Annotated in this window: 14 protein-coding genes; 6 read left to right on the top strand and 8 right to left on the bottom strand. The window is 74.2% G+C overall.

The genetic code is table 11. The annotated features are described in order from the left end of the window. Positions 1-11 precede the first annotated feature (11 nt). The 6 genes from AB3388_RS00965 to AB3388_RS00940 form a co-directional block, all read right to left on the bottom strand. Entirely contained in the window at positions 12-1,076 is a 1,065-nt protein-coding gene (locus AB3388_RS00965) for a 4Fe-4S dicluster domain-containing protein (RefSeq protein WP_495408886.1), read from the bottom strand. Further along, positions 1,073-3,760 (bottom strand): formate dehydrogenase, encoded by a 2,688-nt coding sequence (gene fdh, locus AB3388_RS00960; protein ID WP_495408885.1) that lies wholly within the window; start codon positions 3,758-3,760, stop codon positions 1,073-1,075. The genes AB3388_RS00965 and fdh overlap by 4 nt, the downstream gene beginning before the upstream one ends. A 12-nt stretch (positions 3,761-3,772) precedes the next feature. Next, entirely contained in the window at positions 3,773-4,333 is a 561-nt protein-coding gene (locus AB3388_RS00955; RefSeq protein ID WP_495408884.1) for a hypothetical protein, read from the bottom strand. Between the two features lie 54 nt (positions 4,334-4,387). Then, positions 4,388-4,513: a hypothetical protein gene (locus tag AB3388_RS00950; protein ID WP_495408883.1), complete on the bottom strand. Its 126-nt coding sequence runs from the start codon at positions 4,511-4,513 to the stop codon at positions 4,388-4,390. Between the two features lie 75 nt (positions 4,514-4,588). Continuing rightward, the gene (locus AB3388_RS00945; protein WP_495408882.1) at positions 4,589-4,747 is read right to left on the bottom strand and encodes a hypothetical protein; all 159 of its coding nucleotides are present in this window, start codon (positions 4,745-4,747) and stop codon (positions 4,589-4,591) included. Between the two features lie 130 nt (positions 4,748-4,877). Then, positions 4,878-5,129 carry a hypothetical protein gene (locus tag AB3388_RS00940; RefSeq protein ID WP_495408881.1) on the bottom strand — a complete coding sequence of 84 codons (252 nt, stop codon included), beginning with the start codon at positions 5,127-5,129 and terminating at the stop codon, positions 4,878-4,880. A 103-nt stretch (positions 5,130-5,232) separates the two neighbouring features. On the opposite strand from AB3388_RS00940, the gene AB3388_RS00935 reads away from it, so the two are divergent. From AB3388_RS00935 to AB3388_RS00910, 6 genes are all read left to right on the top strand, one after another. Next, entirely contained in the window at positions 5,233-5,385 is a 153-nt protein-coding gene (locus tag AB3388_RS00935) for a hypothetical protein (protein WP_495408880.1), read from the top strand. Positions 5,386-5,538: 153 nt separating this feature from the next. Beyond that, entirely contained in the window at positions 5,539-8,121 is a 2,583-nt protein-coding gene (locus AB3388_RS00930; protein ID WP_495408879.1) for a diguanylate cyclase domain-containing protein, read from the top strand. Between the two features lie 104 nt (positions 8,122-8,225). After that, positions 8,226-9,026: an MBL fold metallo-hydrolase gene (locus AB3388_RS00925; protein WP_495408878.1), complete on the top strand. Its 801-nt coding sequence runs from the start codon at positions 8,226-8,228 to the stop codon at positions 9,024-9,026. After that, positions 9,023-9,637, top strand: a complete 615-nt coding sequence (locus AB3388_RS00920) for a DedA family protein (RefSeq protein ID WP_495408877.1) — start codon at positions 9,023-9,025, stop codon at positions 9,635-9,637. Before AB3388_RS00925 ends, AB3388_RS00920 begins: the two co-directional genes overlap by 4 nt. Next, positions 9,634-11,781, top strand: a complete 2,148-nt coding sequence (locus tag AB3388_RS00915) for a phage holin family protein (protein ID WP_495408876.1) — start codon at positions 9,634-9,636, stop codon at positions 11,779-11,781. Before AB3388_RS00920 ends, AB3388_RS00915 begins: the two co-directional genes overlap by 4 nt. A gap of 106 nt (positions 11,782-11,887) precedes the next feature. Beyond that, positions 11,888-12,859 (top strand): glucosyl-3-phosphoglycerate synthase, encoded by a 972-nt coding sequence (locus tag AB3388_RS00910; RefSeq protein ID WP_495408875.1) that lies wholly within the window; start codon positions 11,888-11,890, stop codon positions 12,857-12,859. Between the two features lie 71 nt (positions 12,860-12,930). On the opposite strand, the gene AB3388_RS00905 is transcribed toward AB3388_RS00910, so the two are convergent. Further along, the gene (locus AB3388_RS00905; RefSeq protein WP_495408874.1) at positions 12,931-13,593 is read right to left on the bottom strand and encodes an HAD family hydrolase; all 663 of its coding nucleotides are present in this window, start codon (positions 13,591-13,593) and stop codon (positions 12,931-12,933) included. 29 nt (positions 13,594-13,622) lie between these two features. After that, the gene (locus AB3388_RS00900) at positions 13,623-14,735 is read right to left on the bottom strand and encodes a Zn-dependent alcohol dehydrogenase (RefSeq protein WP_495408873.1); all 1,113 of its coding nucleotides are present in this window, start codon (positions 14,733-14,735) and stop codon (positions 13,623-13,625) included. Positions 14,736-14,759: the final 24 nt, after the last annotated feature.

Here is a 14,759-nt window from a genome sequence, read left to right as displayed (position 1 = left end):
CATTTTGGCCCTCACCGGCGCCGCCACGAGGCCAGGACGGCGGACACCGCCACGCCGACCACCATCGCCGCACCCTTCGCCGCCGCCCGCCACATCGCCGGCAGGTCGCGGGTGGTCACGATCGGGTCCGGCGGCAGCCCGTAGACCTCCGGCTCGTCGAGCAGCAGGAAGAACGCCGCGTTGCCGCCGACGCCGTCGTTCTCGTCGCGCCCGTACAGCCGCGCCGTCTCGACGCCCTGGCTCTTGAGCGTCTCGAGCCGGGCGTCGGCCCGCGCCTGCAGCTCGTCGAGGTTGCCGAACTGGATCGACTGGGTGGGGCACGCGGTCGCGCAGGCAGGCATCAGCCCGTCGGTCAGCCGGTCGTAGCACATCGTGCACTTGAAGGCCCGGCCGTCGTCCTTGCGCCGCTCGATGACGCCGTAGGGGCAGGCCGACACGCAGTAGCCGCAGCCGTTGCAGATGTCGCCCTGGACGACGACGGTGCCGAACTCGGTGCGGAACAGGGCGCCGGTCGGGCAGACGTCCAGGCAGCCGGCGTGCGTGCAGTGCTTGCAGACGTCGGAGCTCATCAGCCACCGGATCTGCGTGTCGCTGCCGCTCTGCGTCGTCTGCGGGTCGTACTCGGAGAGCGCCTCGGCGTTGAGCACCGACTGCTGGGCGTCGGCCTGGCTGTCCTCGTGCCCGTTGGCCGGGGAGGGTCCGCCGTCCCGCCGCGTGTCGCCGGGCCGGCCGAGGGTGGGCATCGGCAGGTCGACCGTGCGGCTCTGCTCGATGAACGCCACGTGCCGCCAGGTGTTCGCGCCCAGCTGTCCGGTGTTGTCGTAGGACATGCCGGACAGCCCGATGACGTCGCGCTTGCCGTGCGAGTCGTCCATCGGCAGCGTGTTCCACTCCTTGCACGCCACCTCGCAGGCCTTGCAGCCGATGCAGACCGAGGTGTCGGTGAAGAAGCCGACCCGCGCCGGGTGGTCGCCGTCGTAGCCCGCCTCGCCCTGGACGTCCGGCAACGGCCCGAACAGCCGGTTCCGCGGGTCCTTGCCGGTGAAGGTCGGGCTCGCCGAGCTGATCGGGCTCACATCGTCTCCTCGCCGGTCGAGGCCTCCACCGGGGCGCGCCCGTTCAGGCCCACGACGCCGGACTGCACGCCGGCCCGCCGCCGGTAGGACTCCACGAGCTCGAGCATCTCCCGCCCGCGCGGACGCCGGCCCGGCCGGATGTCGCAGGTCGACACCTTCGACTCCTGGATGTGGGTGTTGGCGTCGAGCACGATCCCCAGCAGGTCGTTGGCCGAGTCGCCGGTCGAGATGCCGCTGTAGGCCCAGTGGTAGGGCATGCCGATCTGGTGCACCACGGTGCCGTCCCGCAGCCGGATCGGCCGCACCCGCTCGGTGACCAGCACCTTCGCCTCCACCGCCGTCCGTGCGCTGATCAGCGTGGCGTACTCGCCGTTGGTGAGCCCGCGCAGGTCCGCCAGCTCGGGGCTGACCTCGACGAAGAACTCCGGCTGCAGCTCGGCGAGGTAGGGCAGGGTGCGGCTCATCCCGCCGGCCGTGTGGTGCTCGGTCAGCCGGTAGGTGGTGACGGCGAACGGGAAGACGTCGCTGCGGCTCGGGTTCGCGCGGTTCCAGGGCCCCTCGATCAGCTCCAGCGTGGGGTTGGACTGCTGCTTGTAGAACGCGTTCTCGACCACCGACTCGGCCGGCTCGTAGTGCGTCGGCATCGGCCCGTCGACCAGCCCGGACGGCGCGAACAGCCACGCCTTGCCGTCGCCCTGCATCACGAACGGGTCGTTGCCGGCCAGCGCCGCCTGCGCCTGCGCGCCCTCCGGCGGCACATAGTCCGGCCGCTTGTCCGGCTCGAAGTCGGGGACGTCGGCGCCGGTCCACTCCCCGGCGTCCTCGTCCCAGTAGACGTACTTCTTCCGCTCGCTCCACGGCTTGCCGTCGGGGTCGGCCGAAGCACGGTTGTAGAGCATCCGGCGGTTGAGCGGCCAGGCCCAGCCCCACTCCAGCGCGACCGGCCCCTGCTCGCGGCCGGGCTTGCGGCGGGCGGACTGGTTGACCTCGTCGGCGTAGACGCCGCAGTAGATCCAGCAGCCGCTCGTCGTCGACCCGTCGTCCTTCAGCTGCATGTACGAGCTCAGCGCCTTGCCGTCGGGGCCGACGCCGTTGATCTCGCGCAGCACCGCCTGGGCGTCCGGGTCGGCGGTCTCGCCGAGCGTCGGGTAGTCCCAGGTGAGCTCGAGCAGCCCCCGGTCGCGTGGGTCGGTGGAGTCCTTCAGCCGCTCACGCAGGATCCGGCCCAGGTGGAAGTAGAACCACAGGTCGCTGCGGGCGTCGCCCGGCGGCTCGACCGCCTTGTGCCGCCACTGCAGCAGCCGCTGCGTCTGGGTGAAGGTGCCCTCCTTCTCCACGTGCGTGGCGGCGGGCATGAAGAAGACCTCGGTACCGATCGTCTCGGGGGCCAGCTCACCCGTCTCGATCTCCGGGGCCTCCTTCCAGAAGGTCGCCGACTCGATCATCTGCAGGTCGCGGACGACGAGCCAGTCGAGGTTGGCCAGCCCGAACCGGTTCATCCTGCTGTTGGGGTGGCCGACCGAGGGGTTCTCCCCGACCAGGAAGTAGCCGCGGACCTTGCCCGCGATCATGTCGGCGACCGTGCGGTAGGAGCTGTGGTCGCCGTCGATCTTCGGGATGCGGTCGAAGCAGTAGTCGTTCGCGGCGGTCGCGTGCTCGCCGAACCACGCCTTGAGCAGGCTGACCGCGTAGGCCCGCTTGTTGCCCCAGAACCCGACCTTGCCCTCGGCGTCGGCGACGTAGTCGTCGAGCGTCTGGTGCTGCTTCGCGTGCGGCTGCGGCAGGTAGCCGGGCAGCAGGTTGAACAGCGTCGGGATGTCGGTGGAACCCTGGATGCTCGCGTGCCCGCGCAGGGCCATGATGCCGCCGCCGGGCCGGCCGATGTTGCCCAGCAGCGTCTGCAGGATCGAGCACGTGCGGATGTACTGCGCGCCGACGCTGTGCTGCGTCCACCCGACCGAGTAGACCCACGCCGTCGTCCGGTCGCGGGTGCTGTTCTCCGTCACCCACCGAGCGACCTGCTCGAAGACCGCGGGCTCGATGCCGCAGACCTCGCTGACCATCTCCGGCGTGTAGCGGTCGAAGTGCCGCTTGAGGATCTGGAAGACCGTCCGCGGGTGCTGCAGCGTCTCGTCGCGCTTGGGCTTGGCCGGGATCGGCGGCCCGCCGCTGCCGGCCGCCTCGGCCCGGCCGGACCCCCGGACGTCGGGGTGCATCTCGCCGCCCTTGCCGGCCGAGTCCTCGCCCTCCTCGAACTCGTACTGCCAGCTCTCCTCGTCGTAGTGCCGGCTCTCCGGGTCGAAGCCGGAGTAGAGGCCGTCGAGGTCCTCGGTGTCGACGAAGTCCTCGCTCACCAGCGCCGCGGCGTTGGTGTAGGCGACCACGTACTCCTTGAAGTACAGCTCGTGGTCGAGCACGTACTTGATCAGCCCGCCGAGGAAGGCGATGTCGCTGCCGATGCGCAGGGGCACGTGCAGGTCGGCGATCGCGCTGGTGCGGGTGAACCGCGGGTCGATGTGCACGACCTTGGCGCCGCGCGCCTTGGCCTCACCGACCCACTGGAAGCCCACCGGATGGCACTCGGCCATGTTCGAACCCTCGATGACGATGCAGTCGGAGTTCGCCAGGTCTTCCAGGAAGTTGGTTGCGCCACCACGGCCGAACGAGGCACCCAGACCGGGCACCGTGGAGGAGTGCTATATGCGCGCCTGGTTCTCGATCTGGATCGCGCCCAGGGCGCTGTAGAGCTTCTTCATGAGGTAGTTCTCCTCGTTGTCGAGGGTCGCCCCTCCGAGGCTCGCTATCCCCATGGTCCGGTTGACGCGCTGGCCCTTCTCGGTGTCCTGCCAGCCCTTGCGGCGGGCCTCGAGGACGCGGTCGGCGATCATCTCCATCGCCGTGTCGAGGTCGAGGTCCTCCCACTCCGTCGCGTACGGACGGCGGTACCTCACCGTCGTCACCCGGGTCGGGCTGGTGACCAGCTGCTTGCTCGCGCTGCCCTTCGGGCACAGCCGGCCGCGGCTGATCGGCGAGTCCGGGTCGCCCTCGATCTGCACGACCTGCTCGTCCTTGACGAAGACCCGCTGCCCGCAGCCGACGGCGCAGTAGGGGCAGACGCTCTGCACGACGCGGTCGGCCGTGGCGGTGCGGCTCACCACGTTCTCCGTGGCCTTGCTGCGTGCCGCCTTGCCGCGGCCGAGGGGGTCGCTGCCGGTCAGCTGGCGGTACACCGGCCATGCGTCGAGCCAGGTCTTCACGTCACCGAGCCTGCCACCGCTGCCGGGTTACGGCACGCCGACGACCGCTCGGGGTCAGCTCCCGGGGGGCACGTGGCCCCGCGCGCGGTCCTCGAGGACGCCGCCGCGGGTGATGAGGGAGAAGACCGCGGTGGTGAGCACCGCGGCGCCGAACCATGCCCCGAGCAGTACGAGGATCACGCCGGCACCGTGCCCGCGGGCGATGACGGGGCGGGAACGATCGGGCGAACGCCGTCCGTCGCGTCCGCGTACACCTCAGGCCACATCGTGGAAGGACCCCTCCTCGCCGTCGCCCCGGGGCAGCCGGCCGGCGCGCTCACGCTCCTTGACGGTGTCGGCCATGGCCCCGAAGAAGAGGGCCGCGGCGATCGCGAGGACGAACCACGCGATCAGCACCCAGACCCACCACGGCATGGCTCGCACCTCCTCGTGCCCACGAGGAACACGCTGCGCCGATACCGGCCGGTTCACTACCCCCAATGCTGGCTGAGACTTCAAGGACTTTGGTCGTACGACCAGGCACGGAGCGGCCCCCGTGGCGGGGCTACTCGGGGACGGCGGCGCCCTCGGCGGCGAGGCGGGCGCGGATGCGGGCGGCCTGCCGCCGGCGCTGCTCCGCGCGGCGGCGCAGGGTGGCGATCTGCTCCGGGTCGGTGGCGCGGTGGGCCTTGAGGTCCAGGGCGGCTGCGGTCTCCAGGTGGAGCGCCATCGCGCGCAGGTCGGCGGCCGGCGCGGGCCGGCTCTCGGTCCGCTGCGACCGCGGTGTCGCCTCCCGCAGCTCGTCCCCCAGGATCATGCGCCGATGGTGACCGCGCCCTCCCGGCCGCGCGAATGGATCATCGGGACACGAACCGTCGTCGTCCGGTTTCGGTCCGTGCCGGCAGGGGCACCGCCGGTGGATGACCTGGCTGCTCGTGCTGCTGGCCTGGACCGCGTGCGCGGTGCTCGTGGCGCCCGTCGTCGGCCGCGCCGTCGCGCACGGCGGCCGGACCCCGTCGACCCGCCTGCCCGCCGGCGTTCCCGCGCCGCGCGCCCCGCTGCCGCTCCCCTGAGCCCCGCCGTCCCGCGCCGCCGGACGATGTGCGTCTTCGGCGCATGTCCGGCGCGGAAGTGCGCCGAACACGCACACCGTCGCCGCTCCTCTTTCGGGTGAACGGCCGCCACCCACCCTCCAGCCGGCACCGGCCGGTTCCGACGACCGTTGGGTGAGCACTGCGCCCCGTCCGGGGCAGTCCGGCGACGACGCGCGCGGCACCCGCCTCCCGCGCGGCGTCTGCTGGACCCTGCTGCTGGGCGTCCTCGGCCTGGCCGCCGCGGTGCCCTTCAGCGCGCCCGACGGCACCGGCATGCAGTGGGACGAACTCGTCCTCACCGGCATCGCCGCGAGCTCGGCGTGGGCGCTGTTCCGCCGCAGCCGCAGCATGTCCCGCGCCGCCGGCCGCCCGTGGCGGCTGATGGGTGTCGCCGCGACGCTGTTCGCCGTCGCCCAGCTGCTGGCCGGCTCCTTCCCCGGCCCGGAGTTCGACGGGTTCGGCGTCGACGACGTCCTGCTCTTCCTCGGCGCCACCACCCCGCTGGTGACCTGCGCGCTGCTGGTGCGGCGGGTCCGGCGCACCCGCTGGGGCGCGCTGGTCGTCGACGGCGCGATGGTCACCACCGCCCTGCTCGTCGTCACCGAGGTGCTGCGCACCCCGCTGGTCAACCCGGTGGGCGCGCCCGAGGACCTGCGCTCGCTGGTCCTCACCTACGGCGGCTACGCGGCGGCCATGCTCGGCATCGGCACCGCCCTGTGCACCGTCTCCACCGCGCCGCTGCGCCGCGCGGTCACCACGATGGTCCTGGCGGTGGCGCTGCAGGCGGCGGCCGCGTGCTGCGAGGCGATGGCCATCGTCGCGCCGTCCGCCCTGTGGACCGCGGGCTCCGACCTCGCCGTCGCCCTCGCGCTGCAGGCCACCGTGCTCGCCGCCCGGCGCGCGCCCGACACCTTCGACGACCGCAGCGCCCGCGCCTCCGCCGCCCGCGTCAGCCCGGTCGGGCTGGTGCTGCTCGTCGCCGCCGTCCTCACCCTGCCGGTGGCCTTCACGCTGTCCGTCCTGCAGCACGAGCCGCTCACCCGCGGCGCGGAACTGGGCGTCGCCGCGGTCTTCTGCCTGCTCGCCGTCCGGCTGGTGCTGCGCATCCGCGAGGACGGCGAGGTCACCGAGGACCTCGTCCGCAGCGAGGAGGAGTTCCGCGAGCTGGTCGAGTCCAGCTCCGACGGCGTCGCGATCGTGGACGACGAGCTGCGCCTGCTGTTCGTCTCGCCCGCCGCCCGCGCGATGCTGGGCGTGGCCGGCGACGCCGAGGACGTGCCGCTCGCCGGGCTGGTGCACCCCCAGGACCGGGAGCTGGTGGCCGCCGCGCTGCTGCGCCCGGACGGCCCGGAGCTGCACGTCCGCGTCGGAGACCGCGAGCTCGAGGCAACGTCGTCCGAGCGGCCCGGCAGCCGCCGGGTGCTGCACCTGCGCGACGTGACCACCCGGCGCCGCCGCGAGCGCGAGCTCGAGCGCATGGCCTACACCGACCACCTCACCGCGCTGCCCAACCGGGCGCACCTGTTCGAGGAGCTGGCCCTTCCGGCCGACTCCGGCGAGCGCTGCCTGCTGGTGCTGGACCTCGACGGGTTCAAGGCGGTCAACGACGTCGCGGGGCACGAGGCCGGCGACCAGCTGCTGGTGGAGATGGCCCGCCGGCTGTCCACGGTCATCCGGGAGGACGACCTGGTGGCCCGCCTCGGCGGCGACGAGTTCGCCGTCCTGGTGAGCGGCACCCTCGACGAGTCGGTCGAGGTCGCCCAGCGCGTGGTCGACGCGCTCGCCCTGCCGCACCGCACGCGGGAGCGCTCGTTCGCGGTCGGCGCGTCGGTCGGCGTGGCCCGGATCGGCGTCGCCGGCGGGCAGGTCGCCTTCCGCGAGGCCGACACCGCCCTGCGCGCGGCCAAGCGGGCCGGCAAGGGGTGCGTGCGGGTCGCCGGCGAGTCCGCGGCCGCCCACGACGAGCGCCTCGACCTCGCCGCCGCCCTCGCCGCCGGGGAGCTGGAGCTGCGCTACGACGCGGCGACCGCCCCGGACGGCCGGGTCGCGCACGTGCAGGCGCGGGCGGTCTGGCTGCACCCGGAGCTGGGCCGGATCGACGGGCAGGACCTGTGGGCGCTCGCCGAGCGGCAGGGGCTGCTGCTCGAGGTGCAGCGCTGGGGCATCCGCCGCGCCTCGCGGGAGATCGCCGCGATGGACGGCGACGTCGGGCTGGTCCTGCGCCTGCCGGCCAGCCAGCTGCCCGGCGACCTGGTGATCACCGAGATCGCCGCCGCGCTGGACGCCGCCGCGCTGGCGCCGTCCCGGCTGACCCTCACGCTCACCGAGGAGACGCTGCTGACCTCGCCGGCCGGGCTGCTGCCCGCGCTGGAGACCGTCCGCGGCAGCGGCGTCCGGCTCTGCCTCACCGGCTACGGCATGGGGCACAGCCTGTTCGCGCTGCTCGCCCGCGTCCCGCTCGACGTCGTCCGGGTGGACGTCGCCACCCTCGCCGTCCGCAACGACCTGCCGCGCGCCCTGCGGGTGTTGGCCGCGATCGTGCGGACGACGGACGAGTTCGGCATCACCGCCGTCGCCGACGGCGTGGACACCCCGGAGGCGCGGGACGGCGCCCTCGCCGCCGGCGCGCAGTTCGTCGCGGGCCGGGTCGCGCCGACCGACCTGACCGCCGCCGAGGTCGCCGCCCTTCTGGCCACCCCCGCCCTCCTGTCCTGACCGCTCCCGGGGGGCCAAAATGGCCATTTTGGCCCCCCGGAATCAGGGGAAATGGGGTGATCGCCGGATCCGGAGCGTCGGTGGGCCGCTGGATACTGGCGGGCGTGAGCGACCCGGACCTGCACTTCCTCGGCCACTCGACGGTGCGCGTCGAGCTGGCCGGCCGCACGGTGCTCACCGATCCGGTCCTCACCCCCAGCATCGGCCCGCTGCGCCGCGTCGTCCCGCCGCCGGACGCCGCCTCCTGGGCCGGGGTCGACCTGGTGCTCCTCTCCCACCTGCACAGCGACCACCTGCACCTGCCCTCGCTGCGCATGCTCGGCGACGTCCGCATCGTCGCGCCACGCGGCGCCGGCCCCTGGCTGCGCGGCAAGGGCCTCGCGCACGTCGAGGAGCTCGCGCCCGGCGAGACCCTCCGGGACGGCGACCTGACGATCACCGGCGTGCACGCCCGGCACAGCGGCCACCGCTGGGGGCCGCGGCTCGAGCACGGGCCGCAGACCCGCGCCATGGGCCACCTGATCCGCGCCGACGGGTGCACCGTCTACGCCAGCGGCGACACCGACCTGTTCCACTCGATGAGCTTCCTCGGCGGCCTGGGCATCGACGTCGCGCTGCTGCCGGTGTGGGGCTGGGGGCCGAACCTCGGCCACGGCCACCTCGACCCGGTGCGCGCGGCCGAGGCGGTCGCCCGGCTGCGGCCGCGGATCGCCGTCCCGGTGCACTGGGGCACGTTCGCGTTCGGCGGCAGCCACCTGCTGCCCAGGCTGCGGCGGCGGATGCGCCGGGCCCTGGTCGAGCCGCCGCGCACCTTCGCCGCCGCGGTCGCGCGGCGGGGGCTGCCGACGAGGGTCGTGCACGTCGAGCCCGGCGAGCCCGTGCCGCGAGCGGTGACGGCGACATGAGCGCGCTCGCCGCCGGCTGGACCGACGCGTCGTCCCTCGGCTATCCGGTCCTGTTCGGGGGCGTGTTCCTCGGCTCGATCGTGCCCGTCGTCCCGACCGGCGCGGTGGTCGGCGCGGCCGCGGCCGTGGCGGTGAGCAGCGGGGACCTCTCGCTGCCGCTGGTGCTGCTGGTCTCGATGGCGGCGGCGCTCGCCGGCGACCTGGTCACCTTCGGCATCTGCCGGTTCGGCGGGCCGTCCGCGGTGCGCTGGGTGTCGCGGGGACAGCACGCCGACCGGATCGAGGAGGTCCGCGGGCAGTTCCGCAGGCACGGCTGGCAGATCGTCGTCGTCGGCCGGCTGCTGCCCGCCGGGCGGATCCCGGTGCTCGTGGCCGCCGGCGCGCTGGCCTACCCCTGGCGGCGGCTGGTGCCCGCCGCGCTGCTGGCCTCCTTCCTCTGGGCGGTCGCCTACTCGCTGCTCGGCGTGGCCTCCGGCGGGCTGTTCGACAACCCGCTGATCGCCACGCTGATCGCCGCGGTGCTGATCCTGCTCGTCAGCGGCCTGGTCAACCTGGTCGTCACCCGCCGGCGCAGGCGCCGGGCGGAGCGGGAGAAGGAGCCGACCCCGTGAGCGCCCCGGGGGGCGACGGCCGGCTGCTGCAGACCGGCCGCACGCTCGCCCGCGTGCTGCTGACCTGGGCGGTCGCCACCGGCGCGCTGATCGCCCTCGACGCGGGGATGGCCGAGTTCGCCCTCGGCTCGTGGTGGCAGCCGCCGGTGCTCGCGCTCATCCTCGGCGTGCTCGCCGCCGTCGTCTGGCCGCTGGTCATGCGGGTGGCGCTGCCGCTGGCCTTCTTCACCCTCGGCCTGGGCGGGTTCGTGCTCATGGGCGCCGGCGTGCTCGCGATCTCCTTCGCCATCCCCGGCGTCGTCGTCGCCACACTGGGGACGGCGGTGGTCGTCGCGCTGGCGATGGCCGCGGTGGCCGGCGTCATCAGCGGCGTGCTCGCGGTCGACGAGGACGAGGTGTTCTTCCGGCGCGCCCGCCGCCGCGCCGCCCGCTCCGCCGGCCGGGACCCCGCCCCGCCGGGTGTGCTGTTCCTGCAGATCGACGGGCTCGGCCACGACACCGTGCGCCGCGCCGTCCGGGACGGGCTGATGCCCACGCTCGCCGGCTGGCTGCGCTCGGGCAGTCACGTGCTGAGCTGCTGGCACACCGACTGGAGCTCGCAGACCGCGGCCAGCGTGTGCGGCATCCTGCACGGCTCCAACCACGACATCCTCGGGTTCCGCTGGTACGAGAAGGACACCGACCACGTGCTGGCCGCGGCCCGCCCGATGGACGCCGCCGAGATCGAGCGCCGGCACTCCGACGGGCGCGGCCTGCTGGCCGGCGACGGCGCCGCGCACGGCAGCCTGTTCACCGGCGACGCGGCGCACGTCACCCTGACCATGAGCTCGCTGGCGCACGTGGTGCCGCGGTCCTCCCGGCGGGCGCGGCGCGCCCACGACCGGGTCGGCACCGGCTACTACGCCTACTTCGCCAACCCGGTTAACGCGCTGCGCACGCTCGGCGTCTCGGTCGTCGAGGTGGTACGCGAGCTGCGCGCCGCGGCCCGGGAGCGGCGGGCCGACGTGCGGCCGCGGGTCTCCCGCGGCGGCATCTACCCGCTGGCCCGGCCGGCGACCACGGTCATCACCCGCGACGTCGTCGTCTCGGCGCTGATCGAGGACATGCTCGCCGGGCGGGCCGTCGTGTTCGCGGACTTCCTCGGCTACGACGAGGTCGGCCACCACTCGGGGGTGGAGCGCTTCGACTCCCTCGAGGTCCTGCGCAGCATCGACCAGCAGATCGGCCGGCTGCACCGCGCGACCTCGCTGGCGCCGCGGGAGTACCACCTCGTCTGCCTCTCCGACCACGGCCTGACCCAGGGCTGGGCGTTCGCCGACCGGTTCGGCGAGTCGATCGAGCAGCTGGTCGGGCGGCTGTGCGGCGGGGTGCCGCCGGCCGAGGAGGCGCTGCCGCGGCCGGCGTCGAGCCGCCGTCCCGCCGAGGGCTGGCAGGTCACCTCCGCGCTGGCCGAGTCCGGCGGCCCGATCGCCCGGCGGCTGCGCGAGCGGGTGGAGCGCGGGGAGTCCGCCGAGCACGCGGAGCACCGCGACGCCGGGCCGGAGAAGGTCACCCGCGTGGCCCCCGGCGTGGTCTGCACCGTCTCCGGCCACACGGCGATGGTGTCGTTCCCCCGCATCCCCGGCCGGGTGCCGCTGGAGGAGATCGAGCTGCACTGGCCCGACCTGCTGCCCGGCCTGGTCGACCACGACGGCGTCGGGTTCCTGCTCGTGCAGACGGTCGAGCACGGCCCCGTCGTCCTCGGCCGCGAGGGCATCCACCGGATCGCCACCGGCGAGGTGATCGGCAGCGACCCGCTGGCGCCGTACGGCCCGTACGCGCCGGCGCTGGTCGCGCGGACGTCGTCCTTCCCGCACTGCCCCGACGTGGTTATCAACAGCCGGTACGACCCGGAGACCGACGAGGCGTCGCCGTTCGAGCCGCACGTCGGGTCGCACGGCGGCCTCGGCGGCCCGCAGCAGCGCGGGTTCGTGGTGCACCCGCGGGCGTTCGCCGCGCCGGGGGACGTCGTCGGCGCCGAGCAGCTGCACCGGGTGTTCCGCGGCTGGCTGACCGACCTCGGCCATCCGCAGCCGACCGGTGAGGGCGCGACCGTGGGCCCGGACAGCCCCACCGCGCTGCGCGAGGCGACCGCCCCTGTCTGAGCCCAGGTCACAGCGAGGGCACGAATCCCGCCGCGTCCGTGACGAACAGGTGAACAGGGCCGCGCCCACGTGGCGGCGAGACGGGATCGTCCCCGAGAGTGGGCCGATGCGACCCGATGCCCGCGCCTGGTTCGAGCACCGCACGTCGTCGGCCACCTCCCTCGGCGACCTCGACCCCGCCGCCCTGCTGCGGGCCAAGCGGCGCGGCGGCCATCGCGTCAGCGTCGTCCTCCCCGCCCGCAACGAGGCCGCGACCGTCGGCGGGCTGGTTGCCGAGCTGCACGAGCACTGGGTCCGCCGCGTCCCGCTCGTCGACGAGCTGCTCGTCGTCGACTCCGACTCCACCGACGACACCGCCGCCGTGGCCCGCGCCGCGGGCGGCGACGTCGTCGCGACCACCGACGTGCTGCCGGGCCACGGCACCCGCCCCGGCAAGGGCGAGGCGCTGTGGAAGGCGCTGGCCGCGACCAGCGGCGACCTCGTCGTCTTCCTCGACGCGGACCTGCTCGGCGACGTCCGCCACTACGTGCCCGGTCTGCTGGCCCCGCTGCTCACCGACCCGTCGGTGGTCTACGTCAAGGGCTGCTACACGCGGCCGTTGGCGGTCGGCGGCGTCGAGCAGCCGGCCGGCGGCGGGCGGGTCACCGAGCTGACCGCGCGCCCGCTGCTCAACGCGCTGTGGCCGGAGCTGGCCGGCTTCGTGCAGCCGCTCGGCGGCGAGTACGCGGGCCGGCGCGCGGCGCTCGAGCAGGTGCCGTTCGTGTCCGGCTACGGGGTCGAGGTCGGGCTGCTGGTCGACCTGCTGGAGCGGCACGGGCTCGGCGCGCTCGCCCAGGTCGACCTCGGCGTGCGCCGGCACACCTCGCAGAGCCAGGAGGCGCTCGGCGCCATGGCCGGGCAGGTCGTCTCGACCGTGCTCGCCCGCACGCCGGTCCGGGGCGCGCACGGGTTGCTCACCCAGTTCCGGCACGACGGGGCGGGCTTCGTGCCGCGCAGCACCCCTGTCGCCGTCGACGAGCGCCCGCCGTTGGCGTCGGTCCCGGAGTACGCGGCGCAGTGGGCCGAGATCATCGGCTGAGCGCGGCGCGCCCGCCGTCACGTGCGCTTTGACGCGAGAAAGCACGCGCGCTTTGACGCGATAAAGCGCGTTCAGGCGAGAGGGGTGCGGTCCAGGGCGGCGGTGAGGTCGGCGGGGGTGTCGAAGATGTCGATGGCGCCGGCGTCGCGCAGCTCGTCGTCCCCGAAGCCGCCGGAACGGACGACGAGTGCCGGCATCCCGGCGTTCTTGGCGGCCTCGACGTCCCACACCGAGTCGCCGACCATGACGCTGTCGGCGTCCTCCGGGGCGCCGATCTTCGTCAGCGCGACCTGCAGCAGGTCCGGCGCGGGCTTGGACTCCTCGACGTCGTTGCTGGAGGTCCAGGCGTCGGCGATGTCGCGGGCGTCGAGCAGGTCGAGGAACGCGTCGACGTGGTGCTCCTTGCCCGAGCTGGCCAGCACCAGCGGGTGGCCGCGGTCCTTGATCGCGAGCAGCAGCTCCCGGGCGCCCGGCAGCACCGCCATCTCGCCGATGAGCTTGTCGGCCTCCTCGACCTGGCGCTTGCGGGCCTCGTCGCCGATCCGCCGGTCGAGCTCCTCGCCGCCGATCGCGGCCACGAGCTGATCGCCGCCCATCCCGATCAGCCGGTGCAGCCGCCACACCGGGAACGTCTCGCCCAGCGAGCGGAACGCCCGGTACCAGGCCAGCGCGTGGTGGTAGTTCGAGTCGACGAGGGTGCCGTCGACGTCCAGGACGGCGATCACGGGAGCCACGGAGGGCCTTTAGCCCGAAAAAGTCCCTCTCACGCGTGGGCGAGCAGGCCGCGGATCGTCTCGCCGGCGGCCTGGGCGCGGTAGCCCTCGTTGATCTCCTCCAGCGTGTACCGCTTCGAGATCAGCCGGTCGAGCTCGAGCCGGCCCTGCTCGTGCAGGCGCTGCAGCAGCGGGATGTCGCGGAACGGGTTGCACGAGCCGAACAGCGCGCCCTGGATGCGGTGCTCGAACACCGTCGTCACCTGGCCGCGCAGCGTGACGTCGGCGTCGTGCGAGCGGTCGCCCAGCGCGGTCAGCACGAGCGTCCCACCCTTGCCGAGGCACGCCGAGGCCCCGGCCATCACGTCGGGGCCCATCTTCCCGACGGTGACGACGACGACGTCCGCGCCGGTGCCGCGGGAGAGCTCGCGGGCCAGCGCGGCCGCCTCCCCCGCCTCGGTGACGACGTGCGTGGCGCCGAGCGATGCGGCGAACTCCCGCTTCATCGCCACCGGGTCGACGCCGATCACGTGTGCCGCCCCGGCGTGCACCGCCCCCTGGACGGCGTTGACGCCCACCCCGCCGAGACCGACGACGACCACGGTGTCGCCCGGCCGCACCCCGCCGGAGTAGACGGCCGAACCCCAGCCGGTCGGCACGCTGCAGGCCAGCAGCGCCGCGGTGTCCAGCGGCACGTGCGGGTCGATCCGGACGCAGGAGAACTCCGACAGCAGCGAGTGCCGGGCGAAGGCGCCGACCATGCAGAACCCGCCGAGCGGCTCGCCGTCGAGGGTGAACGGCCAGCGCCCGCTCGGCAGCTGCCCGGTGGCGATCGTCGCGCCCTTGTCGCAGAGGTTGGACCGGCCGGCCGCGCAGTAGCGGCAGTGCCCGCAGGCGGGCAGGAAGCTGGTGACGACGTGGTCGCCCGGCGCGACCGCGGTCACCCCGTCGCCGACCGCGAGGACGACGGCGGAGCCCTCGTGCCCGCCGACGATCGGGTACCGGCCGCCCGGGTTGGCGTGCCGCAGGTGCTCGTCGGAGTGGCAGAGGCCGGCGTAGGCCATCTGGACCAGCACCTCGCCGGGGCCCGGGTCGGCCACCTCCAGCTCCACGACCTCGTACTGGGTCTCCGGCGCCCGCAGCACCGCGGCAGTCGTCCTCACCCGGCCATCCTGACCGGCCCCCTC

The organism is Geodermatophilus sp. SMS 5-13 (assembly GCF_059428245.1).
Note: the sequence above shows the minus strand (reverse complement) of the source record. Positions and strands in the feature narration are given on the sequence as shown.